The sequence below is a fragment of the Thalassobacter sp. HA4-2 genome (genome assembly GCF_055693705.1).
The window spans coordinates 1512591-1534920 of sequence record NZ_JBVFUK010000001.1 but is presented as its reverse complement, the minus strand read 5'-3'; the positions used below and the strand labels follow the sequence as shown (position 1 = coordinate 1534920).

The following is a 22330-nucleotide window of genomic DNA, read 5'->3' as shown; positions in this document are numbered from 1 at the left end:
AACGCCCCGCCCGCGACCATTTCGCCCGGATTTTGCCACATTGCCGTGCAAGGATCGCAAAAAACACCGTTCGAGAGTCCGATCATGGCCAAATACGCAACCCGCACCCCCGGCGATCCCGCCCCGCATTTCCGCGCGCCTTCTCACAATAACCCGCGGTTCACCTTTGACACCGCCGCCGGACGCTGGCTGGTGCTGGGGTTCTTTGGCACCGCCCACACCCGGGCCGAGGCGCAGATGGCCCTGCAGATGCTGCGCGCGGCGCCCACGCTGGACGACACCCATGCCTCGGTCTTTTGCGTCAGCGACACCGACGACGACCGCGCCCACGTCCAAGACCGCGTGCCGGGGCTGCGGTGGTTCTTTGACACTTCGGGCGAGGTGGCGCGCCTGTATGGGGCACGCCCCACGGAGGGGGACGGCGTCCTGCGGCCCCGCTGGATCGTGATTGACCCCACCATGCGGATCGAAACTGTGCTGCCCATGACCGGACCGGATATGGGCGCAGGCGCACTGCTGGCCCATCTGGCCACCCTGCCCGCCCCCAACCTCTATGCCGGGTTTGAAATGCAGGCTCCGATCCTTGTCCTGCCCCGTGTCGTCGAGGCGGAGCTGTGCGACCGTCTTGTGGATCTCTACGACACGCAAGGCGGCGAAATCTCGGGCTTCATGCGCGAAATCGACGGCAAGACCGTGGCCGTGCAAGACGCCAGCCACAAGGTGCGCAAGGACGTGCAGATCAACGATCCGGACCTGCGCGCCGCCCTGATGCAGCGGGTGTCGCGCCGGATCGTGCCCGAGATCAAGAAGGTCCACCAGTTCGAGATCACCCGGATGGAACGCTACATCGTCAGCTGCTATGACGCCGCCGATGGTGGCCATTTCAACGCCCACCGTGACAACACCACCTCGGGCACGGCGCACCGGCGCTTTGCGGTCTCGATCAACCTGAATGACGACTTTGACGGCGGCGAGGTCGGCTTTCCCGAATACGGGCCGCGGACCTTCAAGGCGCCCAAGGGCGGCGCGGTGGTGTTCAGCTGTTCGCTGCTGCACAAGGTGTCCAAGGTCACACGGGGGCGGCGCTATGCCTTTCTGCCGTTCCTGTACGATGACGCCGCCGCCGCCCTGCGGGCCGAAATGAACAAGAACCTGGCGCAGGGCGTGGGCCAGTATCGCGGTTAATGGCGCACCATGTCAAAATTTCGCCAAACTGTTTTGGCATTCCGTAGTGAAATCTTGGAATCGGAGAGCAGGTATGTCGTTTACAACTTCTGAATCGGGCGCGGTCACTGTGGATTGGGTCGTTCTGACCGCAGGTTTGGTCGGTCTTGGGCTGGCCACGATGGGCGTGGTGTCCAGCGGGGTCGAAGACACCTCGGGCGACATACAGGGCCAGCTTGATGGCACACATATATGCTCCACCTTCGATCAATGCCGCCACCCGGCGCTCTATGCCGCCATTGTCCAAATGAAAAACACCGGTGCCAATACACAGGCCGACTATATTGAAAACCAGTTCGCTCGGTATCTGGAAAACCTTGCCGACAAAAGCGCCGAGGGCACAGAGGCCATCGAAGAAAGCCTTGCCGAACTCGTGAGCGAAGCGGACGGACGCGCCGCAGAGCGTGTGCAATTTGCACAATGGGAGAAGTCAGACAAATCCGTCGAAGCCTACGGCGCGATTTTTGATCCGGGCAGGGACTTAAGCGTCGTACAAAACAATCTTAACTTTTTCGGCGATACCCCGCAGTCCGCTGTGGACAAGAAGATGGCGAAGAATGCGTTGTACGAAGCAGCACAGGCAACCTACGAGGCAGAGCTGGCCGCGCGCGCCGGGTCGTAGGGCCAAAGGTTTGTGACTGCGGCCTTGGCACGGCACAGGTGCGCCTTTGTGCACACCAAGTGTGGAGCGCGGCAGGTTGGGCGCGCGCCCTTTGCGCGCTAGATTCCTGTCACAGAACAGGAGCCGCCCATGCCCGCCCACAACACCCGCGCCACCTACGGCACCGTTTCCAAGACCTTTCACTGGGTCACAGCCGCCCTGATGCTGGCGATCCTGCCCTTGGGCAAAATCGCCTACGACATGCCCTACGACACGGGCGAACAACTGGCGCAAAAGGCGTGGCTGTTTTCGCTGCACAAGACGCTGGGCCTCGCGCTGTTCGCCGTGGCGCTGGCCCGGATCATCTGGGCCATCATCCAGCCCAAACCCGATGAACTGCACCCCGACCGCCGCCTTGAAACCTTTGCCGCGCGCACGGTGCACTGGGCGCTGTACGGCAGTCTGGTGGCCATGCCGCTGACGGGCTGGATCCACCACGCCGCCACCGAAGGGTTTGCACCGATCCTGTGGCCCCTGTCCCAGGACCTGATGTTCGTGGCCAATGACGTGGCCGTGGCGCAGGTGTTTGGCGGGCTGCACCTGTCCCTGAAATACGTTCTGATCGGTGCGCTGCTTTTGCACATCGCAGGCGCCCTGAAACACGCCCTGTGGGACCGCGATGGAACCTTGGCGCGCATCTGCTACGGGGCCACGCCGACACCGCCCAGCCCCCGCGCCCACAACCGCGCCGCCGCCCCCTTGCCGCCGCCGCGGCCTTTGCTGCGGCCATAGGGGCCGGGGCCGCCATGGGCAAGCTGACCGTGACCGACCGGCCCGCCGTGCCCACCCTTGCGGCCGTGCAATCGGACTGGACCGTCCAGGACGGCACCCTGTCGATTACCGTTACCCAATTCGGCACCCCCGTCACAGGCAGCTTTGCGGATTGGACCGCCGCCATCAGCTTTGACGACACGGTGTCCGAGGGCGAGGCAGGCCACGCCGAGGTGACAATCGCCGTGGGGTCCCTCTCGCTGGGCTCCGTCACGTCCGAGGCGATGAACGCAGACTTCTTTGACGCCGCCACCTTCCCGACGGCCACCTACACCGGGCCAATTCTGCGCACGGACGCGGGTTATCTGCTGGACGGGACGCTGACCCTCAAGGACATGGCCGTGCCCGCGCCCCTGCCCTTCACCCTGACCCTGGACGGGGACACCGCAACCGCCACGGGCCAGGTGACACTGGATCGCCGCAGCTACGAAATGGGCGCGCTCTACCCCGACGAAACCCAAGTAGGCTTTTCTGTGATCGTGGACATGACCCTGACAGCTGTGCGCTGACGTCCCTGCTTCATTGGGTCAAAAATACCCCAGACCGCCCACGCAACAAAAAGCCCCGCCCGATCACCCGGGCGGGGCCTATCCATACCACCAATGGACCGGTTATTCGGCGGCTTCGGCCTCGATCGAAATTGTCACGGAGACTTCGTCGCCTACGAAGGGGGCAAAGTTGCCGACGTTGAAATCCGACCGCAGCAGGGTCGTTGTGGCATCAAACCCGATCCAAGGCTTCTGCGCCATGGGGTGGGTATCGGCCTTGTTCAGCTTGGCATCCAGCACGACAGACTTGGTCACATCGTTCATGGTCAGATCGCCGGTGATCAGGGCGGTGTCCTCCCCGGTCACTTCGATGGAGGTGGACGTGAAGGTCACCATGTCCTCTGCGGTGGCGCCAAAGAAATCATCGGACATGAAATGCCCATCACGCTGTTCCCACCCGGTGAACATGGACATCACCGGCATAGAGACGCTGACGCTGGACGCCGCAGGGTCTGCCTCGTCGAACATGATCTCGCCGGCAAAGCCAGAGAACATCCCGTAGGTGGTCGAGAAGCCAAGGTGGTCCCAGCTGAAGATGATCTGACTGTGGCTGCTGTCCAGCATGTATTTGTCGGCGGCCAGCGCGGGGGCTGCGGCAAGGACAAGGGCGGCGGCAAGGGCGAGTGGTTTCATAGGGCAGTCTCCGATTTAATGTCCCTCTAACATTGCCCGAAACGCACAAAAGTCCACTTACCGCCCTTCAACAGATCGTGTGCGCCGATGCACTGAACTGCTCCGCTCCTCGCCCATTTGCGACATGGGGCCGCAAAAAAACCTGTGGTATCCGGTCTGATGGACATCGGGGTGGGTTTCGGGGGGATTTCGGGGGTAAAACCCAGATGCCGCAAACCGACGCGTGCCTTAAGACTTGCACTTTCACCGCACACCCTTATACGGACCTGACCCGCCACCCGACTTATGTCTGCGTGGTCTCTCGTGGTGTTCCGGCGGGCCTATGGACACCTATGAAACACGCATAAAAAACTGGAGATATCATGCCGCTTTACGAGCACGTGATGATCGCGCGTCAGGACCTGTCCAACGCGCAGGCTGAAGGCCTTATCGAACACTTCGGCACCGTACTTTCTGACAACGGCGGCACGCTGGTTGATCATGAGTACTGGGGCGTGAAGACCATGGCCTACAAGATCAACAAGAACCGCAAGGGCCACTACGCCTTCCTGCGCACGGACGCCCCGGCGGCCGCGATCCAGGAAATGGAGCGTCTGATGCGCCTGCACGATGACGTGATGCGTGTGCTGACCATCAAGATGGACGCGCATGCCGAAGGTCCATCGGTGCAAATGCAAAAACGGGACGAGCGTGAAGAACGCCGCCCCCGTCGCAACTGATCTGAGTAGGAGCTAAACCATGGCTGCAAAACCATTTTTCCGCCGTCGCAAGGTGTGCCCCTTCTCGGGCGACAACGCACCCAAGATCGACTACAAAGACACGCGCCTGCTGCAACGCTACATCTCTGAGCGTGGCAAGATCGTGCCTGCCCGTATCACCGCCGTCTCGGCCAAGAAGCAACGTGAGCTGGCCCGCGCCATCAAACGTGCCCGCTTCCTCGCCCTGCTGCCCTACGCCGTGAAGTAAGGAGAGACCGATGCAAGTTATCCTTCTCGAACGTGTGGCCAAGCTGGGCCAAATGGGCGACGTCGTGGACGTCAAGCCCGGGTATGCCCGCAACTTCCTTCTGCCTCAGGGCAAGGCGTTGTCGGCCTCCAAGCACAATGTGGCTCAGTTTGAGGCGCAAAAAGCGCAGCTCGAAGCCCACAACTTGGAAACCAAGAAAGAAGCCGAAGCCATGGGCGAACGCCTGGGTGGTCAGCAGTTCGTCATCATCCGTTCCGCATCCGATTCGGGTGCGCTGTACGGGTCGGTGACACCACGCGACGCCGCCGAAGCCGCCACTGCCGAAGGCTTCACCGTGGATCGCAAACAGGTGAAATTGTCCGGTCCTATCAAGGACTTGGGCCTGCACACCGTGCATGTCGTTCTGCACCCCGAGGTCGAAGTCGACATCGCGCTGAACGTCGCCCGTTCCCCTGAGGAAGCCGAGCTGCAAGCCTCCGGCAAATCCATCCAGGAACTGGCCGCCGAGGAAGAGGCCGCCGCAGAATTCGAAATCGCCGAACTGTTCGACGATATCGGGTCCGCAGCTGCCGACGACGACGATCTGGCCGAAACTGCTGGCGTGGTGGACACACCCGAAAGCGACGGCGACGACCAGCCCGCCTAAGTGGGTTCAATCTCATCGAAAAGGGCCGGTGCGCGATGCACCGGCCCTTTTTGTCTCAATGGTTGCCCGGCGTTGCCGCTGAGCCGTCTGCGCCTCGAATCAGCGGCACATGGGGCGCGCTGGTCTCGGGCAAAACGCCGGTCTGGCGCGGGTCGGATTTGATCTGTACCTTTTGCTGGTATGGTACGAACCCCATAGCGCGATAAAACGGCAAGGCTTGGGGGCTGTCCCACGTGCAGGTGTGCAACCAGACCCGGGTGATTCCCGGGCGCCACGCGGCTGCAAGGGCCTGCCCCATCATGCAGCGCCCGGCACCTTTGCCGGTCAGGTCCGGCGACAGACCGAATAGCACGATCTCCGCCTCTCCGGGCACTGCGAAATCAAGTTCCACCAACCCCACATCTCGACCACCTTGTTGGGCCATGTAGACCTCGCGAGTAAGCGCGGACAGTTCCGCCTGCGCCTTTGCATCGTCTTGGATCAGAAGCGAGTACCACAGCCACGGTTCGCCGATGGATTGGAACACCTGACGCACGTGGGCTAAATCGGGTGACGGTAGGTGCAGAAATTGCAGATCATCCCGCACGGGTGCAGGCCCCTTCGGAGGGGACGTCATCTGCAGATATGTGGTCACATTCACGATGTGCCCTGGCGGCACATCATGCAGTCCTTCCGTTAACATCCTGTCTTCCTTACAAAAAAAAGGCCGCCCGTTTAATGGGGCGGCCTGTTGTTAGACTGTTCAGGGCTTACTCTTCTTCAAGCGCTTCTACAGCTTCCTGCAACTGCTCTTTCGTGACCTCTTTGTCGGTCACTTTGGCTTGGTCTAGGATGTGGTCGATGACCTTGTCCTCGAACAGGGGCGCGCGCAGTTGTTGCTGGGCTTGCTGATTTTGCTGGATGAACTCGAAGAACTGACGTTCCTGACCCGGATACTGGCGCGCTTGGTTCATGATCGCTTGGGTCATTTCAGCGTCAGAGACCTGAATCTCGTTCTTTTGGCCCAGCTCTGCCAGCAGCAGGCCCAGACGCACGCGGCGTTCGGCCAATGTCTTGTGCTCGTCCGTGGGCTCGATCTCTGGGTGATCGTGGCCCTGCACGTCAGGGTTTTCCTCGTGCCAGAGTTGGTGCGCGATCTGACCAGCTTCGGCCTCGACCAGCGAGGGCGGCAAGTCAAAGGACACCACACCGTCCAGCGCGTCCAGCAGCTTGCGCTTGACCACCTGACGGGCAGCGCCCTTGTATTCTTCGCCCAGACGGTCGGAGATTTGCGCCGTCAACGCTTCGAGGTTCTCGGCACCGAACTGCTGCGCCAATTCGTCATTGATCTCGGCTGCGGCGGGGGCTTTCACCTCTTTGATTTTGCACTCAAACGTGGCGGCTTTGCCGGCCAGGTTTTCGGCACCATACTCTGCAGGGAAGTCCACGTTGACCATAACATCCGTACCCGCCTCGGCACCGATCAACTGATCTTCGAACCCGGGGATGAAGGAATTGGAGCCCAGAACCAGTGGGTAGTCCTCGGCGGCGCCACCGTCGAAGGCTTCGCCGTCGACCTTGCCCAAGAAGTCGATAACCACCTGGTCGCCGTCTTCGGCCTTGCCTTCCTTGGTTTCGAACGATTGTGCGGACTTGGCCAGACCTTCCAGCGCCTCGGTCACGTCGGCCTCGGCGGGGGTCACGGTCAGACGCTCCAACTCGATGACAGAAAAGTCTACATCGGGGATCTCGGGCAGCGCTTCATAGGTCAGAGAGACCTGAACATCGTCGCCCTCTTTCCACTCGTCGTTGGTCATTTTGACATCGGGCTGCATGGCGGGACGGTCGCCGGAGGCTTCGAAGTGCTCGGCCATGGCACCATCAATGCTTTCCTGCATCGCCTCGCCCAGCAGACGCTGGCCGTATTGTTTTTTCAGCAGCGCCATAGGCACCTTGCCCTTGCGGAAGCCCTTCATCTCGATCTCGGGCTGTGCCTCGACGAGTTTTTCGTCAACTTTCGCGGCCAGCTCGTCTGCGGTCACAGTGATGGAGTAGGCGCGCTTGAGCCCCTCATTGAGCGTTTCGGTAACCTGCATGGATCAGTCCTATTCGGGTTCGCGTGTCAGTCTGCACCTGCCATAGGACAAAAGCCCGGCGGCAGGCGGGTGTAAGGTCAGCGCGGTTTTATGGGCGGCCCGCCGGGTGTGCAAGCGGAAAGGGAGCGATGCTGGACGTGGGGTACAAGAAAACCGGCCCGAACGGATCGGGCCGGCTTTCAGGCGCGGTGGTGCCCCCACCCCCGCTGGGTAAATCGAAGGGGAAACAGGTCAGTAGATGTAGCGGATTTGATCAGACCAATACCGTTCGATCCGCTTGAGCGAACCGTTGATATCAAGGATTTTGTCGTAATTGATCCCCGCCGCATCCTCGATCCCGACGGCGTGGCGTTCAAACAACTCTTCGACCGTGTTGCGCACGTTGCGACCCTTTTCGGTCAGGCGCACCCGGACGGCACGACGGTCAATTTCGCACCGCTGGTGATGCATGAACCCCGTCTCCACCAGCTTTTTCAAATTATACGACACGTTGGAGCCCTGGTAGTAGCCACGGCTTTTCAATTCCCCGGCCGTGACTTCGTTGTCCCCGATGTTGAACAACAGCAAACCTTGCACGGCATTGATTTCCAGAATTCCGAGCCGCTCAAACTCGTCCTTGATCACATCCAAAAGCAGCCGGTGCAGCCGTTCCACAAGGGCCAGGCTTTCCAGATAGCCCGCCATGAAATTCGCGTGCATGTCGGTAGGGGCGAAAGTGTCGAGTTTGCTCATACTGTGTCTCCGTCATCGGCGTTGATGCCTAGATACGAACACAACTCTCAACATTTGGTTAAAGCCCGAAACAATTCGGCAACATCGGTTATTTTTGTGGGGCCGCCTTGGCGACCATGTCCTGCAACATGGGCGCAAAGCGGGAGGGAGCGGCCTCTTGGCCCGTGCACCACGACAGTAAATCCTGATCGCTTTCGGCCATGATCGCCTCTAACAGGTCCAACTCTTCGACGGTCATATCTGCGGCGTGGGCGTCAAAATAGCCGCCAATCACAAGGTCCATTTCCTTGATCCCGCGCCGCCACGCGCGGATCCGCAGACGTTTCAACCGGGTTGCGTGATCTTCGGCCATGCTTACCCCTCCATCACGCGGCGCAGGCGCTTTTCCAGCCGCCCCATACGTTCAGCCGTTGCGCGGGCCTCCGACTGCATCTGGCGCAATTCCAGCAACAGCTGACTGACCTCGGTGGGCATCGCGTCTTCGGGCGGGGGCGCGTTCAGGCCGTCCCCTTCGCCGGTCAACAGCCACACGATGGACACGTTCAGGATCCCGGCCAACATGGACAGGCGGTTGGACCGCGGTTCGCTGACGTCATTTTCCCACCCACGCAGGGTTTTGATCCGCACGCCCAGCCGTTTGGCCAGTTCGGCCTGGTTCAGACCCGCCCCTTCGCGCGCCCCCGCAAGGCGGTCTCCAAATGTGGCATTCCCCTCGGCGAACCAAGAAGCGTCTTGCATTGCATCGTCCGGCATTGTTGATCTCCCGCTTTAGGCGTGTCTTAACCCCTACACGTGACATTAGGCCAATTCCAACCGGAGACGACCATGACCTTCCTTTCTGCGACACTCTCGCGCGTGAAACCTTCGCCCACGATCGCGGTCTCCAACAAGGCCGCCGAGCTAAAGCGCGCCGGTCATGACGTCATTGGCCTTGGCGCCGGCGAGCCGGATTTCGACACACCGCAGCACATCAAGGACGCCGCCGTGGCAGCGATTGCAGGCGGGAAAACGAAATACACCGCCGTTGACGGGATACCGGAGTTGAAGGAGGCGATCTGCGCCAAGCTGAAACGGGACAACGGGTTGGACTACGTGCCCGGCCAGGTCAGCGTGTCCTCGGGCGGCAAACAGGTGCTATACAACGCCCTGACCGCTACCCTGAACTCCGGCGACGAGGTTCTGATCCCCGCGCCCTATTGGGTGTCCTACCCCGACATGGTGCTGTTGGCGGGGGGCACGCCGGTGACCATCGCATGTGGGATCGAGGCGGGGTTCAAAATGACCCCCGACCAGTTGGAGGCGGCGATCACACCCAAGACCAAATGGCTGATCTTCAACTCACCGTCCAACCCGACCGGTGCAGGCTACACGTGGGAGGAACTGAAGGCCCTGACGAACGTGCTGCTGCGCCACCCCCACGTCTGGGTCATGTCCGATGATATGTACGAATTTCTGGTCTATGACGGGTTCGAGTTCTGCACGCCCGCGCAGGTCGAACCAGCCCTTTATGATCGCACCCTGACCACCAACGGGGTCAGCAAGGCCTATGCCATGACCGGTTGGCGGATTGGTTATGCGGCGGGCCCAACGGAGCTGATTGCGGCCATGCGCAAGGTGCAGTCGCAATCGACGTCCAACCCCTGCTCCATCAGCCAATGGGCGGCGGTCGAGGCGTTGAACGGGTCCCATGATTTCATTGCCCAGAACAACGCGGCCTTTGTGCGACGCCGGGATCTGGTTGTCGCTGCGCTGAACGATTGCCCCGGCATTGTATGCCCGGTGCCGGACGGAGCATTCTACGTCTATCCGTCCATCGCAGGCTGCATCGGCAAGACCAGCGCGGGCGGTGTGTTGATTGACAGCGACGAGGCCTTTGCCACCGCCTTGCTGGAAGAACACGGCGTCGCCGTTGTCTTTGGCGCGGCCTTCGGCCTGTCGCCCAACTTCCGTGTTAGCTATGCGACATCGGACGCAGCCCTGACCGACGCCATGGGGCGGATCAAGGCCTTTACGGAAGGGTTGTCGTGATGGTTGTCGAGGTTCCCAAATACTACTTCCGCACCCGCGAAAACGGTGCGCTCGTCTTTCGGGTCGAAACCGAGAACCGCCAGCGTCGGCTTGAAATGGACCAAATCGCGGCGATCAATCTGAACAACGGCCAAATCAAACCCCAAGGCGAACGAGAACTGAGCGCCGAGGATATGTCCGCGATCACAGAATGGATGGAGGCGCGGCGCAAAACCCTCGCCGCCCGGGACATCGACGACATCTTGCGCACGGTGGACCACCTGAACCTGACCACGCAATGGGCACAGTCAAAGGCCACGGATGAGCAGTTGGATCAGGTCACCGATGCCCTGCTGATGGCCATGCACGACCTGCGCGGGGTGCTGGTGCGCAAGCGAGCGGATCGGATTTTAAGTAAGTAAAGCGGCGCTGCGGGACGGGACAGAACCCGCAGCGCCTTTTGCACGGCAGGATCAGCCCTGAAACAGGGCCTCCATCGCTGCGGCAAAAGCCTCTCGCTCTGCCGGGGTCAGCTGCGCCCGACGGTCGAGTTCATCCTTGATGGCATAGGCATACCCGCCCAAGGTTTGAGCCACATCGGCGGGCACATCCCCATTCGCGCGCTGCACCGCTTGGCGGATCGTGGCAAGGCGTTCGTCAAACGCGCCGTGCAACTCCGGGTTGGGCAGCGCCTTGGCGTAGCGACTGAAATCCTCGAACGCGACGGTTTGCACGTCCGTCACAGCAACCGAAGGGCGCGGCGCGGCGGGTTGTGCCGTCGCAAATGTCAGCCCATCCAAGGCATCTGACAGGTCTACGACCTCTTGGCCGTCGAAAGCCGATGAGCTTTGGAACAGGTCCAGAGGCACATTCATAACCAATAGGCTTGCTGCAATGCCGATAACGACGCCCTTACCGGTCGCAATAATCTCAGGGTACATACCGTTTCACTCACACTTGCTGGCCCAAACAAAGGGACAGAATTACTCGTTAACTCCGGCTCCAGGCCCGGATGCACTACCGTTCAGCTGTTCTCTATGTGCCTAATTTTGCAGCATTGCCGCAAGACCAAACCGCGGCGCGCAAAGCTAAACTTACGCGCGCATCAAGTTTGAGGTGCGGATGCAACACGCAACAAGGGGCTGCCCCAAAATCGCCACATCATGGTCACAGCAGCGACCGAAAGTCCGGCGGCAAGGCCCAGCCAGACCCCCGGGCCACCCATTCCAAAGGTGAATCCCAACACATAGGCCATGGGCATCCCCACGCCCCAATACCCGATCACGGCAAAGACCATGGGCACGGCGGTGTCCTGAATGCCCCGCAGTAGGCCAAGGGCCATGACCTGCGCCGCGTCCACCAATTGAAATAGCGCCGCACAGGCCAGCAGGATCACGCCCAGGGCCATGATCTCGACCCGCAGGGGTTCATCGCGGGACAGGAACACCGCCACCAAAGGCTCTGGCATCAGCAAGAACAGCGCAATGGTGACGGCCACTGTGGCCCCGGACAGGATGAACCCGGCATAGGCCACCAACCGCAGGCCCGCCCCGTCCTGCCGCCCGTAGGCCCCCCTGCCCGCACAGTCACCGCCGAAGACAGGCCAAGGTGGATCATGAACGTGGCAGAGGCGACCTGGATCGCAATCCCGTGGGCGGCCAGCGGCACCGTGCCCAAGGCCCCCATCATCAAGGCAGAGGCTGTGAACAGGCTGACCTCGGCCAACATGGTCAGGGCAATCGGCATTCCCATGCGCGCTATGTCCCACATGATCGCCCAGTCCGGCACCCACAGGCGGGAAAAGATGTCGAAATGGGCGATCGCCTTGGCGCGCGTGGCATAGAGCGCCATGACCACCGCCATCACCACATGCACGCCCACGCTGGCGATGGCGGCGCCCTTGATCCCCAGTTCCGGCGCGCCCCAGTTGCCGAAGATCAGCATCCAGTTCACCAACATATTCAACCCGGCCCCCGCCAGCGTGGCCCATAGGACAATGCCCGTATGCTCCAGGCCCGATAGGTGCGCGCGCACGACCACCATGACCATGGCCGGGATCATGCCAAGTCCCGCAATGCGCAGATAGTCCACCGCCAAGTCCGTGATCTCCGGGTCTTGCCCAAGGGCCAACAGGATCGGCCCCGACCACCAGAACACCGGATAGATTAGCGCGCCAAACGCCAGTGACAGCCACAGGCCCATGCGCGTGGCGCGGCGCACGGCCCGCTCGTCCCCTTGGGCGCAAGCAGCGGAGACTTTGGGCAGTACCGCCCAAGAAAACCCGGACCCAAGGATAAACAAAGTGAAGTAAAAACTAGACCCTAGCACCCCCGCCGCCAAGGCCTCGACCGAGTACCAGCCCAGCATCAAGGTATCTGTCGCGCCAATCAATACGGTGGCCAAGTGGCTGCCAATAAGGGGCAGCCCAAGGGTCAGCGTTGCGCGCAGGTGGTGGGACAGGGGCTGGGTCATGGGCGGGACTAGCTGTCCTCGCCCCCCTCCAGCTGTGCCTTCAGGGCCGCCAGCCCGGCAAAGGGTTTGACGTCTTCGTCCTTGATCGGGGTCGCACCGGGCGGGGTCGCCGTCATGTCGATTGCGTCAACGCCGTCGGCGCGGGGAAAGGCGGGCACCTCTAAGGCCAGCGCCTCGACCATGACATCCGCCAAATCGAGGGAGGCGGGCAGCGCCTCTTGCGCGTCGTCGCTGTCCATCTCGGCCTCGGCTTCGGTGACCTCGGACCAATCGGCGCGATAGTGGCGGCGGATCTCTTCGTCGATCCGGGTCGTCACCGGGTCCAAAGTCACGCCGCAGGGTTGTACGACCGTGGCGCCCAATTGCCCGGTCAGGGTCCAATCGGCCCCCGGTCCCGGGGTCAGAACCACGTCGAACCGCAGTTTGCGCAGGTCTGACAGGTCCATCATCGTCGCAATCTGCGTCACCTGTTGCGCATTCGGCGTCAAGGTCACGCGCGTTGCTTTGCGCCCCGGAAGGTCGGCAAACCGCACGACATGGGAAAACTGGTTGTCAGACATGGGAAACCTCAGCGCAAACCTTAGACGACGATTGGGCAGCGGCAGTTGCCAGCGGCCCACAGACAGGCTAATCGGGTAGTCGGAAAGCGGCCCCAGATCAAGGGCCACCAGCGGGGAGCATCGGGCGTGCAAGCAGCCATGGAAAACACATGCAACAGGCTGGGCCGCTTGGCCCTAACCGTTATCCTTGTGGGCGCGCTGGCGGCCTGTTCGGCGATCTATCGCAACCACGGCTGGACCCCATCGGACGAGGATATGGCCGCGATCATCGTGGGCGTCGACACCCGCGACAGCGTCGAAGCGCAGATCGGGCTCCCGGCCGCCAACGGCGTGCTGCGCGACAACGCATGGTACTATATGTCGTCGCGCGTGCGCGAGTGGGCCTATCGCGCGCCCGAAGCGGTTGAACGTGAGTTGCTGGCCATCTCTTTCGACGCAAGCGGCACCGTCAGCAACATCGAACGCTTTGGCCTCGAAGACGGGCAAGTCGTGACCCTGTCCCGCCGTGTGACCGAAACGACCATTTCCGAAATCGGTCTGATCCAGCAATTGTTCCGCAACTTCGGCCAAATCAACATCGGCGAGGCTTTGGCGGGCGACTGAGAAGCCGCCTGCCGGTTGTGTTAACCGTCCTCGGGCTCGAACGTGAGGGCAACACCGTTGATGCAGTAGCGCAGGCCTGTTGGGCGTGGACCGTCGGGAAACACATGACCCAAATGCGCGTCGCACCGGTTGCAGTGAACCTCTGTGCGTTTCATGAACCAGCTGTTGTCGACGCTTTCGCCCACCATGTCGCCATCCAAGGGCTGATAAAACGATGGCCAACCGGTGCCGGACTCGAACTTATGGGCCTGATCAAACAGGGGCGCGCCGCAGCAGACGCACATGTAGGTGCCCGCATCTTTTGGGAAATCCTCGTGGGTCCCGGCGCGTTCTGTCCCATGTTTGCGCGTGACCTTGTAGGCAAGGTCACTCAGTTGTGCCCGCCATTCTTCGTCAGATTTTATCACCTTATCCATCATCTGCCCTTTCGCGGCCTGCGTTTACCTGTCACCTTCGCGCCGAATTGGCGTCTGGCCTGACGAATAGATAGGTGCCGACGCCGCCGCGCCAAGATGGAGGACGCGATGTGACCGCATCCCCCCTGCTGTGTCGGGGCCGATATACCGCCCTCATCGCCGAGACCGACCCAGACCTTGCCCAAGCTCTATCCCTGCGTGCGCGGGTGTTTCGGAGTGGCGCGCCCGACCGGGACGCATTCGATGAGGCATGTTCTCATATTCTTGTCCAAGACACACAAACCGGCCAGACAGTATGCTGTTTTCGTGTGCAGGCGCTGACCGGTCGCACCATTGGACGAAGCTATGCGGCGCAGTTTTATGACCTCAAAGCGCTACAAGGGTATCGCGGTCGCGTGATGGAGCTTGGGCGTTTTTGCCTGCATCCAGACCACTCGGACCCCGATATATTGCGCGTGGCTTGGGGGGCGATTACCCTGTTGGTGGATCGGGCGGATATCCAACTGCTGTTTGGGTGTTCAAGCTTTGTCGGCACGGACCCCGACCGATACCAAGACGCGCTGGCCCTGCTGCATGCACGCCATGCGGCACCTGCGCAGTGGGGTCCCAAAGTGGCCGCACCTGAAACCGTCCCCCTGCCCATCCAACCACCACAAGATCCAAAGGCGGCCATGGCCACCCTGCCACCCCTTTTGCGCACATATCTGATGATGGGCGGTTGGGTGTCGGACCATGCCGTCATTGACCGTGACCTTGGGACCTTGCACGTGTTCACCGGCCTCGAAATCGCGCACATCCCACCGGCCCGCAAGCGGCTTTTGCGCGCCGTGGCCAACCCGCTTGACGCCTGCACCCCTCGCGTGTAGCGCCGCCCTATGGCTCGTATACCTCTGTTACAACTTTCCGACATTTCGCTCACCTTTGGGGGCGCACCGATCTTTGACGAGTTGGACCTTGTCGTCCAACCCGGCGATCGCGTGGCTCTTGTGGGGCGCAACGGATCGGGCAAGTCCACCTTGATGAAAGTCATGGCAAACCTTGTGGAACCGGATCGGGGCACCCGCACCCTCGCCCCTGCCACATCCGTGGGATACATGGAACAAGACCCTGATTTATCCGGATTTTCGACCTTGGGTGACTTCGCACGTAGTGCGCTGGACCCGGCCGAGGCATACCGCGTGGACATGGTTGCAGAGGGTCTCAAGATGAACCCTGACACGCCGGTGGCCAGCGCATCGGGCGGAGAACGGCGGCGCGCCGCCTTGGTAAAACTGTTGGCCGAAGCGCCTGAATTGATGCTGCTGGACGAGCCGACGAACCACCTCGACATCGAGGCCATCGCCTGGCTTGAGGAGGAGCTGAAACAGACCCGCGCCGGGTTCGTCTTGATCAGCCACGACCGTGCCTTCCTGAACGCCCTGACACGCGCGACCCTGTGGGTGGATCGCGGGCAGGTTCGCCGCCAGGAGAAAGGCTTTGTCGATTTCGAGGCGTGGCGCGACAAGGTTTGGGAAGAAGAAGACCTCCAGCGCCATAAATTGGACCGTAAAATCAAGGCCGAAGCCCGTTGGGCCGTCGAAGGCATCAGTGCCCGTCGCAAGCGCAACATGGGACGCGTGCGCGCCTTGGGCGATCTGCGCAAAGAACGATCCGACATGATCCGCCGCCAAGGGGCTGCGGCGCTGGAACTTGACAGCGGCCAAAAGTCCGGCAAACGGGTGATCGAGGCCAAGGGACTGGCCAAGTCCTTTAACGACAAGCCCATCCTCAACGGTCTGGACCTGCGCATCATGCGCGGTGACTGCATCGCCTTTGTGGGCCCCAATGGGGTTGGAAAAACCACTGTTCTCAAAATGCTCCTGGGTGAAGTTGAACCGGATGCGGGCACCGTCACCCACGGCACCAACCTCGAGATCGCCGTCTTCGACCAGACCCGCGCGGCGCTGGATCCTGAGGCGACCTTGTGGGACAGCCTAACCCTAGATCCTTTATTGGGGGTTAACGGCAACTCGGATCAGGTCATGGTGCGCGGCACCGCCCGCCATGTGGCTGGGTATCTGAAGGACTTTCTGTTCGATGAACGTAGTTTAAGAGCACCCGTTAAGTCCTTGTCAGGCGGGGAAAAAGCACGCCTCTTGCTGGCCCGGATCATGGCCTTGCCGTCCAACGTGTTGGTGCTGGACGAACCGACCAACGATCTTGACGTGGAAACCCTGGATTTGCTGCAGGATGTGTTAGGGGATTATGACGGCACGGTCCTTCTGGTCAGCCACGACCGGGACTTTCTGGACCGCGTGGCGACCACCACCGTCGCCATGGAGGGCGGCGGCGCGGCCACGGTCTATCCGGGCGGCTGGTCCGACTATCAGGCGCAGCGCGGCACACGCCAGCCCCCTTCCCAGACGACATCAAATACAAGTAAATCAAAAGTGTCCGAGGTGAAGTTGAAGTCAGAGAAGCAAGGGCTCAGCTACACCGAAACCCACCGCCTGGAGGCGCTGCCCGGCCTGATCGACCGCACCCAAGCCGAGATCGCCAAGCTGGAAGACTTCCTGATGGACCCCGACCTGTTCACCCGCGAGCCGGTCAAGTTCAACAAGGCGACGGAGGCCCTGGTCGAACGCCAATCCCTGCTGTCCGACTTGGAAGAAGAGTGGTTAACGCTCGAGGAAAAGGCCGAAACCTGAGGTCTGGGTTTCCCCCGAAACCACCCCCGAAACCCACCCCGAAACGGGTCTGGGCGCCTGCGTTAACCTTTGCCCGCGAATTGGGTCAGGGCCACGCCCAAGACCATCACCGCGATGCCCGTCGCCCGCAAGGGTGACAGCGCGGTTTGCGCCGCACCGAAGAGGCCTAAGTGGTCAATGACGGCGGCGGAGATGAGTTGCCCCAACAGCACGAAGAACACCGCATTGCCGACCCCAAAGGTCGGTGCCACCCATGTGATCGACAGAACATAGAAGGCAATCAGCGCGCCCGCGAGGTAGAGGTGCCTGGGCGCGGTCAAGGTGAGTGATTGGGTTTGTTTGGTGAGGATCATCACGGCGGCGGCTGTAAGGGCCGCCACGGCAAAGAGGATCACGCTGGCGGCCGCAGGCGCGCCCATGTGCCGACCGAGGGCTGCGTTCAGGGCCGCAAGGACCGGGATGCCGATGCCTGCGGCGAGCATGAGGGCGGCGTGCTGGGGCATGGGCGGGCGTCCGTAGGGTGGGATTTATTCCACCTTCGCCCGGGCGGGGCGGCGGGACAAGTCCCGCCCTACAAGACGGTGCCGCGCAAGTGTCATGCCCGAGCCCGGGAGGAGAGTGTGCTAGGCGCAGGAGATTCTGAGCAGAGGATCGGTTACGCGGGTTGAGGCGCTTCAACACTATGCCCTCCCGGGGGAGGTCGGGCATGGCGTTTGTGCGCCGGGAGTTGCGCCCTCGCCATTGCGTTTCTCTAACAATTCCTAGAGCCTCATAATCATGAATGAAATTGACTTAAGAAATTTCGAAGAACCCGATGTGCTGACCCTGACACTTGCGGGTAAGCTGAATAGTGTTCCGGCCAAGGATTTAGCACAAGTCCTTTCAAATTTCGCAGATGCCTATGAAACATTGGCTGCAGAAGTAGGGCTTGACGACTTTGAACTTCATGTTCTCGCTTTTAAAAATGGTAGTTTTAAAACTGTCTTCCAAAAGGTCCGAGACGGTGCACCTTCTCTATTTCGCGATCTAAAGGTTGGTGCAGCCGGTAGCATTATGGCAACCATGATCCTTTCACTACTCTCGGACCCGGGATTTGAGAAATATGAATTCCCAGAACATGTTGTTTTCACTCGCGATGGTGAGACATACTTGATCTCAAAAGAAGACATAAAGCTAGCTAAAGAACTCCGATCAAAAGACCGAGTAAACAAGAGCATCTCGAGTATGTTCAAAAAACTAGACAGCGTTTCAAAAGTTACGGCGCTAAAGCTAGAAGGCGGGGACCCAACCGACCCAAAGCCAATTTTTAATATCCCGCGTGTCGACTTTGCAAGAATTGAACAAGCAGCACTTGAAATCGAAGACACTCGCGAGACCCGAACAATTATAGAAGAGCGTCAGCGGATTCAAATTTTCAAGGTGCTTTTCGGAGACCCGAACCGCAAATGGGAATTTGTCTACCATGGTCGCAAAGTGTCTTGTGTGGTTAAGGACAAGAGCTTCTATGAGGACGTAAAGAAGCGAAAATACACATTCGGCCGTGGCGACGAACTAGAAGCAGATCTCACAATCATCCAAAAGTTCGAAGAAGATAGCGGTGTTTGGATCAACGATGAGGTTGAAGTGACTGTGGTTCACGACTTGCATCCAGGCCAAGGCTAAACTCAAACATCCAACTCCTCCACAAATCGCGCGTTCTGTTGGATGTATTCAAACCGTTTCTCGGGTTTCTTGCCCATCAGGCGCTCGACCAGATCCCCCGTCTCCCCCGGCATGTCCTCGTCCACGGTCACGCGGATCAGTTTGCGGGTGGCGGGGTTCATGGTGGTGTCTTTGAGGTCCTTCGCGTCCATCTCGCCCAGACCCTTAAATCGGCTAACGTCTATTTTACCTTTGCCCCCTAGACCCTTTTCCAGATGCAGGTCGCGTTCGGCCTCGTCCAGGCAATAGACCCGGCGGGCACCCTGGGTCAGGCGGAACAGGGGGGACAGGCCAGGTACAGGTGGCCCGCGTCGATCATCGGGCGCATCTGGGTGAAGAAGAAGGTCATCAGCAGGGACGCGATGTGGGCACCGTCCACATCCGCATCGGTCATGATGATGATCTTGTCGTAGCGCAGGTCATCGAGGTTGAAGCGCGTGCCGAGGCCCGTGCCAAGGGCTTGAGTCAGGTCCGAGATTTCGGCGTTGCTGCCCAGTTTGCTGCTCGCGGCCCCCAGCACGTTCAGGATCTTGCCGCGCAGGGGCAGGAGGGCCTGGGTCTTGCGGTCCCGGGCCATCTTGGCGGAGCCGCCCGCGCTGTCGCCCTCGACGATGAACAGTTCCGTGCCGTCACGGGCGGATTGGCTGCAATCGACCAGCTTGCCCGGCAGGCGCAGGCGTTTGGTGGCGGATTTGCGGGCGGTTTCCTTTTCCTGTTTGCGGCGCAGGCGTTCCTCGGCGCGCAGGACCAGGAAATCAAGGATCGCGCCTGCGGATTTCGGGTCCGCCGCCAGCCACATGTCGAAGCGGTCGCGCACGGCGGCCTCGACGTATTTCTGGGCGACCTCGGTGGACAGGCGGTCCTTGGTCTGGCCCACGAAGGCCGGGTCCGCGATGAAGCACGACACCAGCGCGCAGCCCCCCGACACTAGATCGTCGCGGGTGATCTGGGCGGCCTTTTTGTTGTTGGCCAGCTCGCCGTAGGCCTTGATCCCCTTCAGGATCGCGGCCCAGAACCCGGTCACGTGGGTGCCGCCCTCGGGCGTGGGCACGGTGTTGCAATAGGACTGGATGAAGCCATCGCGCGACGGCGTCCAGTTGATCGCCCATTCCACCTTGCCAGGGGCGTTGAACTTTTCGGCGAACTCCACCGTGCCCGCAAAGGCCTGATCGGCGTAGGTGGTGGATTTGCCAAGGGTTTCGAACAGGTAGTCCGACAGGCCCCCCGGGAAGTGGAAGGTGGCCTCGGTCGGGGTTTCGCCATCATCGATCTCGGACTTCCAGCGGATCTCGACGCCGCTGAACAGATAGGCCTTGGAGCGGATGGATTTGAACAGGCGGGCGGGTTTGAACCGGTGCGCGCCAAAGATCTCGGGGTCCGCGTGAAAGGTGACGGTGGTGCCGCGCCGGTTGGGGGCCGCGCCCACATCCGTCACCGGGCCGAGGGGCAGCCCGCGCGAGAACCGCTGCTCCACCAGTTTGCGGTCCCGCGCGACCTGGACGACCATGCTGTCGGACAGGGCGTTCACGACCGAGGCCCCGACCCCGTGCAACCCGCCCGAGGTCTGGTAGGCCTTGCCGGAAAACTTGCCGCCCGCGTGCAGGGTGCACAGGATCACCTCCAGCGCAGATTTGTCGGGAAACTTGGGATGCGGGTCCGTGGGGATGCCGCGCCCGTTGTCGCGGATGGTGATGGAGTGATCGGCGTGCAGTTCCACCTCGATCCGGTTGGCGTGACCTGCCACGGCCTCGTCCATGGAGTTGTCCAGCACCTCGGCCACCATATGGTGCAAGGCCCGCTCATCGGTGCCGCCAATATACATGCCGGGGCGTTTGCGCACGGGCTCCAACCCCTCCAACACTTCGATGGAGGAGGCGTCATAGGTTTCGGGGGTCGCCCCGGAGAGGAGATCATCGGACATGGGACACACTGCTGCTTGTTGTTGATTGCCTGCAGTATGGCCGATGTGGGGGGCGCGAAAGTCTTATCCCGCGCCAAAGAATGATCCATCTTATGCCAAAAATTCGCCACGGTGCGCGGTCACGGTTCCAGTACCGCTGAGAACGGATGATGAGACATGACAGAGCATTTTTTGAACGCAGAAGACGGTGCCTTCACCGTGGACTGGGTGGTCCTGACCGCCGCCCTTGTAGGTCTGGGCCTTGCGACCATGTCGGTGGTCAGCGGCGGGGTTGAGGATGTCAGCAAAGACGTCCACGACCAGCTTGCGACAGATCATATCATAACGACAAATTTCCGATATGGTCCGTATGTCCATATCCCCGTTTCGACGGGCAACGATTACCAAGGCACTTTGGCCAATGCCGACTATTACAAAACAGAAGGGTTCAACGACGCATTCCTATTTTTCGCAAATACGTCGATTGCGAACCTTGACGGCGCCGAGCCGGACTTTGAAGCGATTGCGGAGGAAGTGGACAGCTATGTCGCTCTGTATGAGATTGCACAAGCGCGCGGTCACACCATTCCCGAAGGGACCCTTACAGGGGAAGAGGCAACCGCCCTCTTCTTAAAGGCCTACAACACTGCGATCCAGAACGGCGACATCTCTGAGAACGACTGGGATATCAACCAACCGCAACGCTAAACCGAGCGGGTAACACCGTCGCTGCCTTCCGCTGCGAGGTGGCGATTGTGAAAGTGAAGACCCCTTGGCGCGCACGGCCCCCTCCAACAAATGTTTGACATTTGAAGGTGGGAGGACTTGACGCCCTTGGGGATGCGGGTCAACTGGCAGGTGCATCTTGACGGAGGCCCGTGCCATGTTCGACCCCACCCCGCCTCAGGCCTTGCCCCCTGCCCCGCAGCATCTGCGCGATGCGCCCGATTGGCGCTACTTGTTGATGGAGTTCTACGAGCTGTATCGCCACATGCCCTCGGGCGGGTCGGACCGTATTCGCGGGCACCTGCGCACGGCGCGCGAGGCGATCAGTCGGACGCAAAAGGCCAACCCCGAGGTTGCCCCCCAAGCCGCAGCCACCCTGCCCGTCACTGCCCATCTGGGCCGCGCACTGGATGAGGGGCGGCAGGAACGCTTGGCCCCCGTGGTGCGCACGGTGGAGCGGATCGCGCACAGTCTGTCGTGGCAGTACGGCTACGAAAAGGTGCCCCGGGGCCTTGCGCGCAGCTATGGCTACGCGGAACTGGCCGGGCCGCGCGGGCCGATCGTTACGGATCAAATCATCCTCGGGCTGGTCCTGTTCGCGCCGGGCTGCACCTATCCCGCCCATGCTCACAAGGGGATCACCGAAAGCTATATCTGTCTGTCGGGGGCGGTGTCCGAGAACCATCAGGGCGTCTATGCGCCGGGGTCGATGATCTTCAACCCGCCCGAACATCTGCACCGGATCACCGTGGGCACGCAGGAGCCTGCCCTTCTGGCCTATGCGTGGTGCGGCACCCCAGAGGCCTTGGCGGGCCAGAAGATGGATTTCTCGCGGCCCAAGCTGGCGAAATAGCGACTCGGGGTAGCCGGGTTTCCGGCGGCAAGGTCAAGCAAAAGATACCCGAGTTTTTCGGATATGATCCACGCCAAGGGCACAAGGTTGCCACATCTGTGTCATGGTTCGCGGGTGATTGGGGGCATCTGATGCAACCCCGAAAGGCA

The 22330-nt window shown here is 61.0% G+C and carries 25 protein-coding genes and 2 pseudogenes; 15 read left to right on the top strand and 12 right to left on the bottom strand.

The annotated features are described in order from the left end of the window. Window positions 1-84 precede the first annotated feature (84 nt). The 4 genes from ACZ1G0_RS07820 to ACZ1G0_RS07805 all read left to right on the top strand — a co-directional run bounded on the left by ACZ1G0_RS07820 (window position 85) and on the right by ACZ1G0_RS07805 (window position 3165). Window positions 85-1185, top strand: coding sequence for a 2OG-Fe(II) oxygenase (locus tag ACZ1G0_RS07820; RefSeq protein ID WP_472736429.1), 1101 nt, complete (start codon window positions 85-87; stop codon window positions 1183-1185). A gap of 73 nt (window positions 1186-1258) precedes the next feature. Next, window positions 1259-1846 (top strand): hypothetical protein, encoded by a 588-nt coding sequence (locus ACZ1G0_RS07815; RefSeq protein ID WP_472736428.1) that lies wholly within the window; start codon window positions 1259-1261, stop codon window positions 1844-1846. Window positions 1847-1975: 129 nt separating this feature from the next. Further along, on the top strand, window positions 1976-2617 hold the full coding sequence (locus tag ACZ1G0_RS07810; RefSeq protein WP_472736427.1) for a cytochrome b: 642 nt from the start codon (window positions 1976-1978) through the stop codon (window positions 2615-2617). 14 nt (window positions 2618-2631) lie between these two features. Continuing rightward, complete coding sequence (locus ACZ1G0_RS07805; RefSeq protein ID WP_472736426.1) at window positions 2632-3165, top strand: YceI family protein; 534 nt, start codon at window positions 2632-2634, stop codon at window positions 3163-3165. A gap of 102 nt (window positions 3166-3267) precedes the next feature. Here the strand turns inward: ACZ1G0_RS07805 and ACZ1G0_RS07800 are convergent, their stop codons facing one another. Then, on the bottom strand, window positions 3268-3837 hold the full coding sequence (locus ACZ1G0_RS07800; protein WP_472736425.1) for a YceI family protein: 570 nt from the start codon (window positions 3835-3837) through the stop codon (window positions 3268-3270). Between the two features lie 362 nt (window positions 3838-4199). Between ACZ1G0_RS07800 and rpsF the strand changes: the two genes are divergently transcribed. Genes rpsF through rplI form a run of 3 tightly spaced genes read left to right on the top strand, consistent with a single transcriptional unit; the run spans window position 4200 to window position 5449 of the window. Next, the gene (gene rpsF / locus ACZ1G0_RS07795) at window positions 4200-4556 is read left to right on the top strand and encodes a 30S ribosomal protein S6 (protein ID WP_472736424.1); all 357 of its coding nucleotides are present in this window, start codon (window positions 4200-4202) and stop codon (window positions 4554-4556) included. 19 nt (window positions 4557-4575) lie between these two features. Continuing rightward, on the top strand, window positions 4576-4803 hold the full coding sequence (gene rpsR / locus ACZ1G0_RS07790) for a 30S ribosomal protein S18 (protein ID WP_472736423.1): 228 nt from the start codon (window positions 4576-4578) through the stop codon (window positions 4801-4803). A gap of 10 nt (window positions 4804-4813) precedes the next feature. Beyond that, complete coding sequence (rplI, locus tag ACZ1G0_RS07785; RefSeq protein WP_472736422.1) at window positions 4814-5449, top strand: 50S ribosomal protein L9; 636 nt, start codon at window positions 4814-4816, stop codon at window positions 5447-5449. 55 nt (window positions 5450-5504) lie between these two features. Here rplI and ACZ1G0_RS07780 read toward each other — a convergent pair whose 3' ends face one another. From ACZ1G0_RS07780 to ACZ1G0_RS07760, 5 genes are all read right to left on the bottom strand, one after another. Then, entirely contained in the window at window positions 5505-6131 is a 627-nt protein-coding gene (locus ACZ1G0_RS07780; RefSeq protein WP_472736421.1) for a GNAT family N-acetyltransferase, read from the bottom strand. A 67-nt stretch (window positions 6132-6198) separates the two neighbouring features. Continuing rightward, window positions 6199-7524 (bottom strand): trigger factor, encoded by a 1326-nt coding sequence (tig, locus tag ACZ1G0_RS07775; RefSeq protein WP_472736420.1) that lies wholly within the window; start codon window positions 7522-7524, stop codon window positions 6199-6201. 231 nt (window positions 7525-7755) lie between these two features. Continuing rightward, complete coding sequence (locus ACZ1G0_RS07770) at window positions 7756-8256, bottom strand: MarR family winged helix-turn-helix transcriptional regulator (RefSeq protein ID WP_472736419.1); 501 nt, start codon at window positions 8254-8256, stop codon at window positions 7756-7758. A gap of 88 nt (window positions 8257-8344) precedes the next feature. Then, window positions 8345-8608 carry a succinate dehydrogenase assembly factor 2 gene (locus ACZ1G0_RS07765; protein ID WP_472736418.1) on the bottom strand — a complete coding sequence of 88 codons (264 nt, stop codon included), beginning with the start codon at window positions 8606-8608 and terminating at the stop codon, window positions 8345-8347. A gap of 2 nt (window positions 8609-8610) precedes the next feature. Beyond that, on the bottom strand, window positions 8611-9009 hold the full coding sequence (locus ACZ1G0_RS07760) for a helix-turn-helix domain-containing protein (RefSeq protein ID WP_472736417.1): 399 nt from the start codon (window positions 9007-9009) through the stop codon (window positions 8611-8613). Window positions 9010-9081: 72 nt separating this feature from the next. On the opposite strand from ACZ1G0_RS07760, the gene ACZ1G0_RS07755 reads away from it, so the two are divergent. Both ACZ1G0_RS07755 and ACZ1G0_RS07750 read left to right on the top strand, forming a co-directional pair. Beyond that, window positions 9082-10284 (top strand): pyridoxal phosphate-dependent aminotransferase, encoded by a 1203-nt coding sequence (locus tag ACZ1G0_RS07755; protein WP_472736416.1) that lies wholly within the window; start codon window positions 9082-9084, stop codon window positions 10282-10284. Then, window positions 10284-10685, top strand: a complete 402-nt coding sequence (locus tag ACZ1G0_RS07750; RefSeq protein WP_472736415.1) for a hypothetical protein — start codon at window positions 10284-10286, stop codon at window positions 10683-10685. Before ACZ1G0_RS07755 ends, ACZ1G0_RS07750 begins: the two co-directional genes overlap by 1 nt. A 51-nt stretch (window positions 10686-10736) precedes the next feature. On the opposite strand, the gene ACZ1G0_RS07745 is transcribed toward ACZ1G0_RS07750, so the two are convergent. From ACZ1G0_RS07745 to ACZ1G0_RS07735, 3 genes and pseudogenes are all read right to left on the bottom strand, one after another. Beyond that, window positions 10737-11138 carry a hypothetical protein gene (locus ACZ1G0_RS07745; RefSeq protein ID WP_472736414.1) on the bottom strand — a complete coding sequence of 134 codons (402 nt, stop codon included), beginning with the start codon at window positions 11136-11138 and terminating at the stop codon, window positions 10737-10739. A gap of 230 nt (window positions 11139-11368) precedes the next feature. Then, window positions 11369-12735 (bottom strand): annotated as a pseudogene (locus ACZ1G0_RS07740) (MATE family efflux transporter). Between the two features lie 8 nt (window positions 12736-12743). After that, window positions 12744-13295 carry a YceD family protein gene (locus ACZ1G0_RS07735; protein WP_472736413.1) on the bottom strand — a complete coding sequence of 184 codons (552 nt, stop codon included), beginning with the start codon at window positions 13293-13295 and terminating at the stop codon, window positions 12744-12746. A 168-nt stretch (window positions 13296-13463) separates the two neighbouring features. Between ACZ1G0_RS07735 and ACZ1G0_RS07730 the strand changes: the two genes are divergently transcribed. Further along, window positions 13464-13898 (top strand): outer membrane protein assembly factor BamE, encoded by a 435-nt coding sequence (locus ACZ1G0_RS07730; protein WP_472736412.1) that lies wholly within the window; start codon window positions 13464-13466, stop codon window positions 13896-13898. A gap of 20 nt (window positions 13899-13918) precedes the next feature. Here the strand turns inward: ACZ1G0_RS07730 and msrB are convergent, their stop codons facing one another. Then, window positions 13919-14314 (bottom strand): peptide-methionine (R)-S-oxide reductase MsrB, encoded by a 396-nt coding sequence (msrB, locus tag ACZ1G0_RS07725; RefSeq protein WP_472736411.1) that lies wholly within the window; start codon window positions 14312-14314, stop codon window positions 13919-13921. A 110-nt stretch (window positions 14315-14424) separates the two neighbouring features. On the opposite strand from msrB, the gene ACZ1G0_RS07720 reads away from it, so the two are divergent. Both ACZ1G0_RS07720 and ACZ1G0_RS07715 read left to right on the top strand, forming a co-directional pair. Beyond that, window positions 14425-15180, top strand: a complete 756-nt coding sequence (locus tag ACZ1G0_RS07720; RefSeq protein WP_472736410.1) for a GNAT family N-acetyltransferase — start codon at window positions 14425-14427, stop codon at window positions 15178-15180. A 9-nt stretch (window positions 15181-15189) separates the two neighbouring features. Then, on the top strand, window positions 15190-17001 hold the full coding sequence (locus ACZ1G0_RS07715; protein WP_472736409.1) for an ABC-F family ATP-binding cassette domain-containing protein: 1812 nt from the start codon (window positions 15190-15192) through the stop codon (window positions 16999-17001). A gap of 62 nt (window positions 17002-17063) precedes the next feature. Here ACZ1G0_RS07715 and ACZ1G0_RS07710 read toward each other — a convergent pair whose 3' ends face one another. After that, a complete protein-coding gene (locus ACZ1G0_RS07710) occupies window positions 17064-17504 on the bottom strand; it encodes a DMT family transporter (protein ID WP_472736408.1) in 441 nt (146 codons plus the stop codon). A 274-nt stretch (window positions 17505-17778) separates the two neighbouring features. On the opposite strand from ACZ1G0_RS07710, the gene ACZ1G0_RS07705 reads away from it, so the two are divergent. Then, on the top strand, window positions 17779-18663 hold the full coding sequence (locus tag ACZ1G0_RS07705; RefSeq protein WP_472736407.1) for an LAPAL motif-containing putative phage structural protein: 885 nt from the start codon (window positions 17779-17781) through the stop codon (window positions 18661-18663). Window positions 18664-18665: 2 nt separating this feature from the next. Here ACZ1G0_RS07705 and parE read toward each other — a convergent pair. Beyond that, window positions 18666-20623: pseudogene (parE, locus tag ACZ1G0_RS07700) on the bottom strand (DNA topoisomerase IV subunit B). 156 nt (window positions 20624-20779) lie between these two features. Here parE and ACZ1G0_RS07695 point away from each other — a divergent pair. Next, complete coding sequence (locus ACZ1G0_RS07695) at window positions 20780-21310, top strand: hypothetical protein (RefSeq protein ID WP_472736406.1); 531 nt, start codon at window positions 20780-20782, stop codon at window positions 21308-21310. A gap of 175 nt (window positions 21311-21485) precedes the next feature. Beyond that, window positions 21486-22181: a dimethylsulfonioproprionate lyase family protein gene (locus ACZ1G0_RS07690; protein WP_472736405.1), complete on the top strand. Its 696-nt coding sequence runs from the start codon at window positions 21486-21488 to the stop codon at window positions 22179-22181. The last annotated feature ends 149 nt before the right edge of the window (window positions 22182-22330 follow it).

What these genes read in the sequence shown, in the direction of transcription:
- ACZ1G0_RS07690 (WP_472736405.1), top strand. Translation starts at nt 21,486, where the DNA reads ATGTTCGACCCCACCCCGCCTCAGGCCTTGCCCCCTGCCCCGCAGCAT.
- ACZ1G0_RS07780 (WP_472736421.1), bottom strand. Translation starts at nt 6,131, where the DNA reads ATGTTAACGGAAGGACTGCATGATGTGCCGCCAGGGCACATCGTGAAT.
- ACZ1G0_RS07745 (WP_472736414.1), bottom strand. Translation starts at nt 11,138, where the DNA reads ATGAATGTGCCTCTGGACCTGTTCCAAAGCTCATCGGCTTTCGACGGC.
- ACZ1G0_RS07705 (WP_472736407.1), top strand. Translation starts at nt 17,779, where the DNA reads ATGAATGAAATTGACTTAAGAAATTTCGAAGAACCCGATGTGCTGACC.
- rpsR (WP_472736423.1), top strand. Translation starts at nt 4,576, where the DNA reads ATGGCTGCAAAACCATTTTTCCGCCGTCGCAAGGTGTGCCCCTTCTCG.
- tig (WP_472736420.1), bottom strand. Translation starts at nt 7,524, where the DNA reads ATGCAGGTTACCGAAACGCTCAATGAGGGGCTCAAGCGCGCCTACTCC.
- ACZ1G0_RS07800 (WP_472736425.1), bottom strand. Translation starts at nt 3,837, where the DNA reads ATGAAACCACTCGCCCTTGCCGCCGCCCTTGTCCTTGCCGCAGCCCCC.
- ACZ1G0_RS07695 (WP_472736406.1), top strand. Translation starts at nt 20,780, where the DNA reads ATGACAGAGCATTTTTTGAACGCAGAAGACGGTGCCTTCACCGTGGAC.
- ACZ1G0_RS07815 (WP_472736428.1), top strand. Translation starts at nt 1,259, where the DNA reads ATGTCGTTTACAACTTCTGAATCGGGCGCGGTCACTGTGGATTGGGTC.
- msrB (WP_472736411.1), bottom strand. Translation starts at nt 14,314, where the DNA reads ATGGATAAGGTGATAAAATCTGACGAAGAATGGCGGGCACAACTGAGT.
- ACZ1G0_RS07770 (WP_472736419.1), bottom strand. Translation starts at nt 8,256, where the DNA reads ATGAGCAAACTCGACACTTTCGCCCCTACCGACATGCACGCGAATTTC.
- ACZ1G0_RS07710 (WP_472736408.1), bottom strand. Translation starts at nt 17,504, where the DNA reads ATGCCCCAGCACGCCGCCCTCATGCTCGCCGCAGGCATCGGCATCCCG.
- ACZ1G0_RS07765 (WP_472736418.1), bottom strand. Translation starts at nt 8,608, where the DNA reads ATGGCCGAAGATCACGCAACCCGGTTGAAACGTCTGCGGATCCGCGCG.
- ACZ1G0_RS07750 (WP_472736415.1), top strand. Translation starts at nt 10,284, where the DNA reads ATGGTTGTCGAGGTTCCCAAATACTACTTCCGCACCCGCGAAAACGGT.
- ACZ1G0_RS07755 (WP_472736416.1), top strand. Translation starts at nt 9,082, where the DNA reads ATGACCTTCCTTTCTGCGACACTCTCGCGCGTGAAACCTTCGCCCACG.
- ACZ1G0_RS07810 (WP_472736427.1), top strand. Translation starts at nt 1,976, where the DNA reads ATGCCCGCCCACAACACCCGCGCCACCTACGGCACCGTTTCCAAGACC.
- ACZ1G0_RS07760 (WP_472736417.1), bottom strand. Translation starts at nt 9,009, where the DNA reads ATGCCGGACGATGCAATGCAAGACGCTTCTTGGTTCGCCGAGGGGAAT.
- ACZ1G0_RS07735 (WP_472736413.1), bottom strand. Translation starts at nt 13,295, where the DNA reads ATGTCTGACAACCAGTTTTCCCATGTCGTGCGGTTTGCCGACCTTCCG.
- ACZ1G0_RS07805 (WP_472736426.1), top strand. Translation starts at nt 2,632, where the DNA reads ATGGGCAAGCTGACCGTGACCGACCGGCCCGCCGTGCCCACCCTTGCG.
- ACZ1G0_RS07820 (WP_472736429.1), top strand. Translation starts at nt 85, where the DNA reads ATGGCCAAATACGCAACCCGCACCCCCGGCGATCCCGCCCCGCATTTC.
- ACZ1G0_RS07715 (WP_472736409.1), top strand. Translation starts at nt 15,190, where the DNA reads ATGGCTCGTATACCTCTGTTACAACTTTCCGACATTTCGCTCACCTTT.
- rpsF (WP_472736424.1), top strand. Translation starts at nt 4,200, where the DNA reads ATGCCGCTTTACGAGCACGTGATGATCGCGCGTCAGGACCTGTCCAAC.
- rplI (WP_472736422.1), top strand. Translation starts at nt 4,814, where the DNA reads ATGCAAGTTATCCTTCTCGAACGTGTGGCCAAGCTGGGCCAAATGGGC.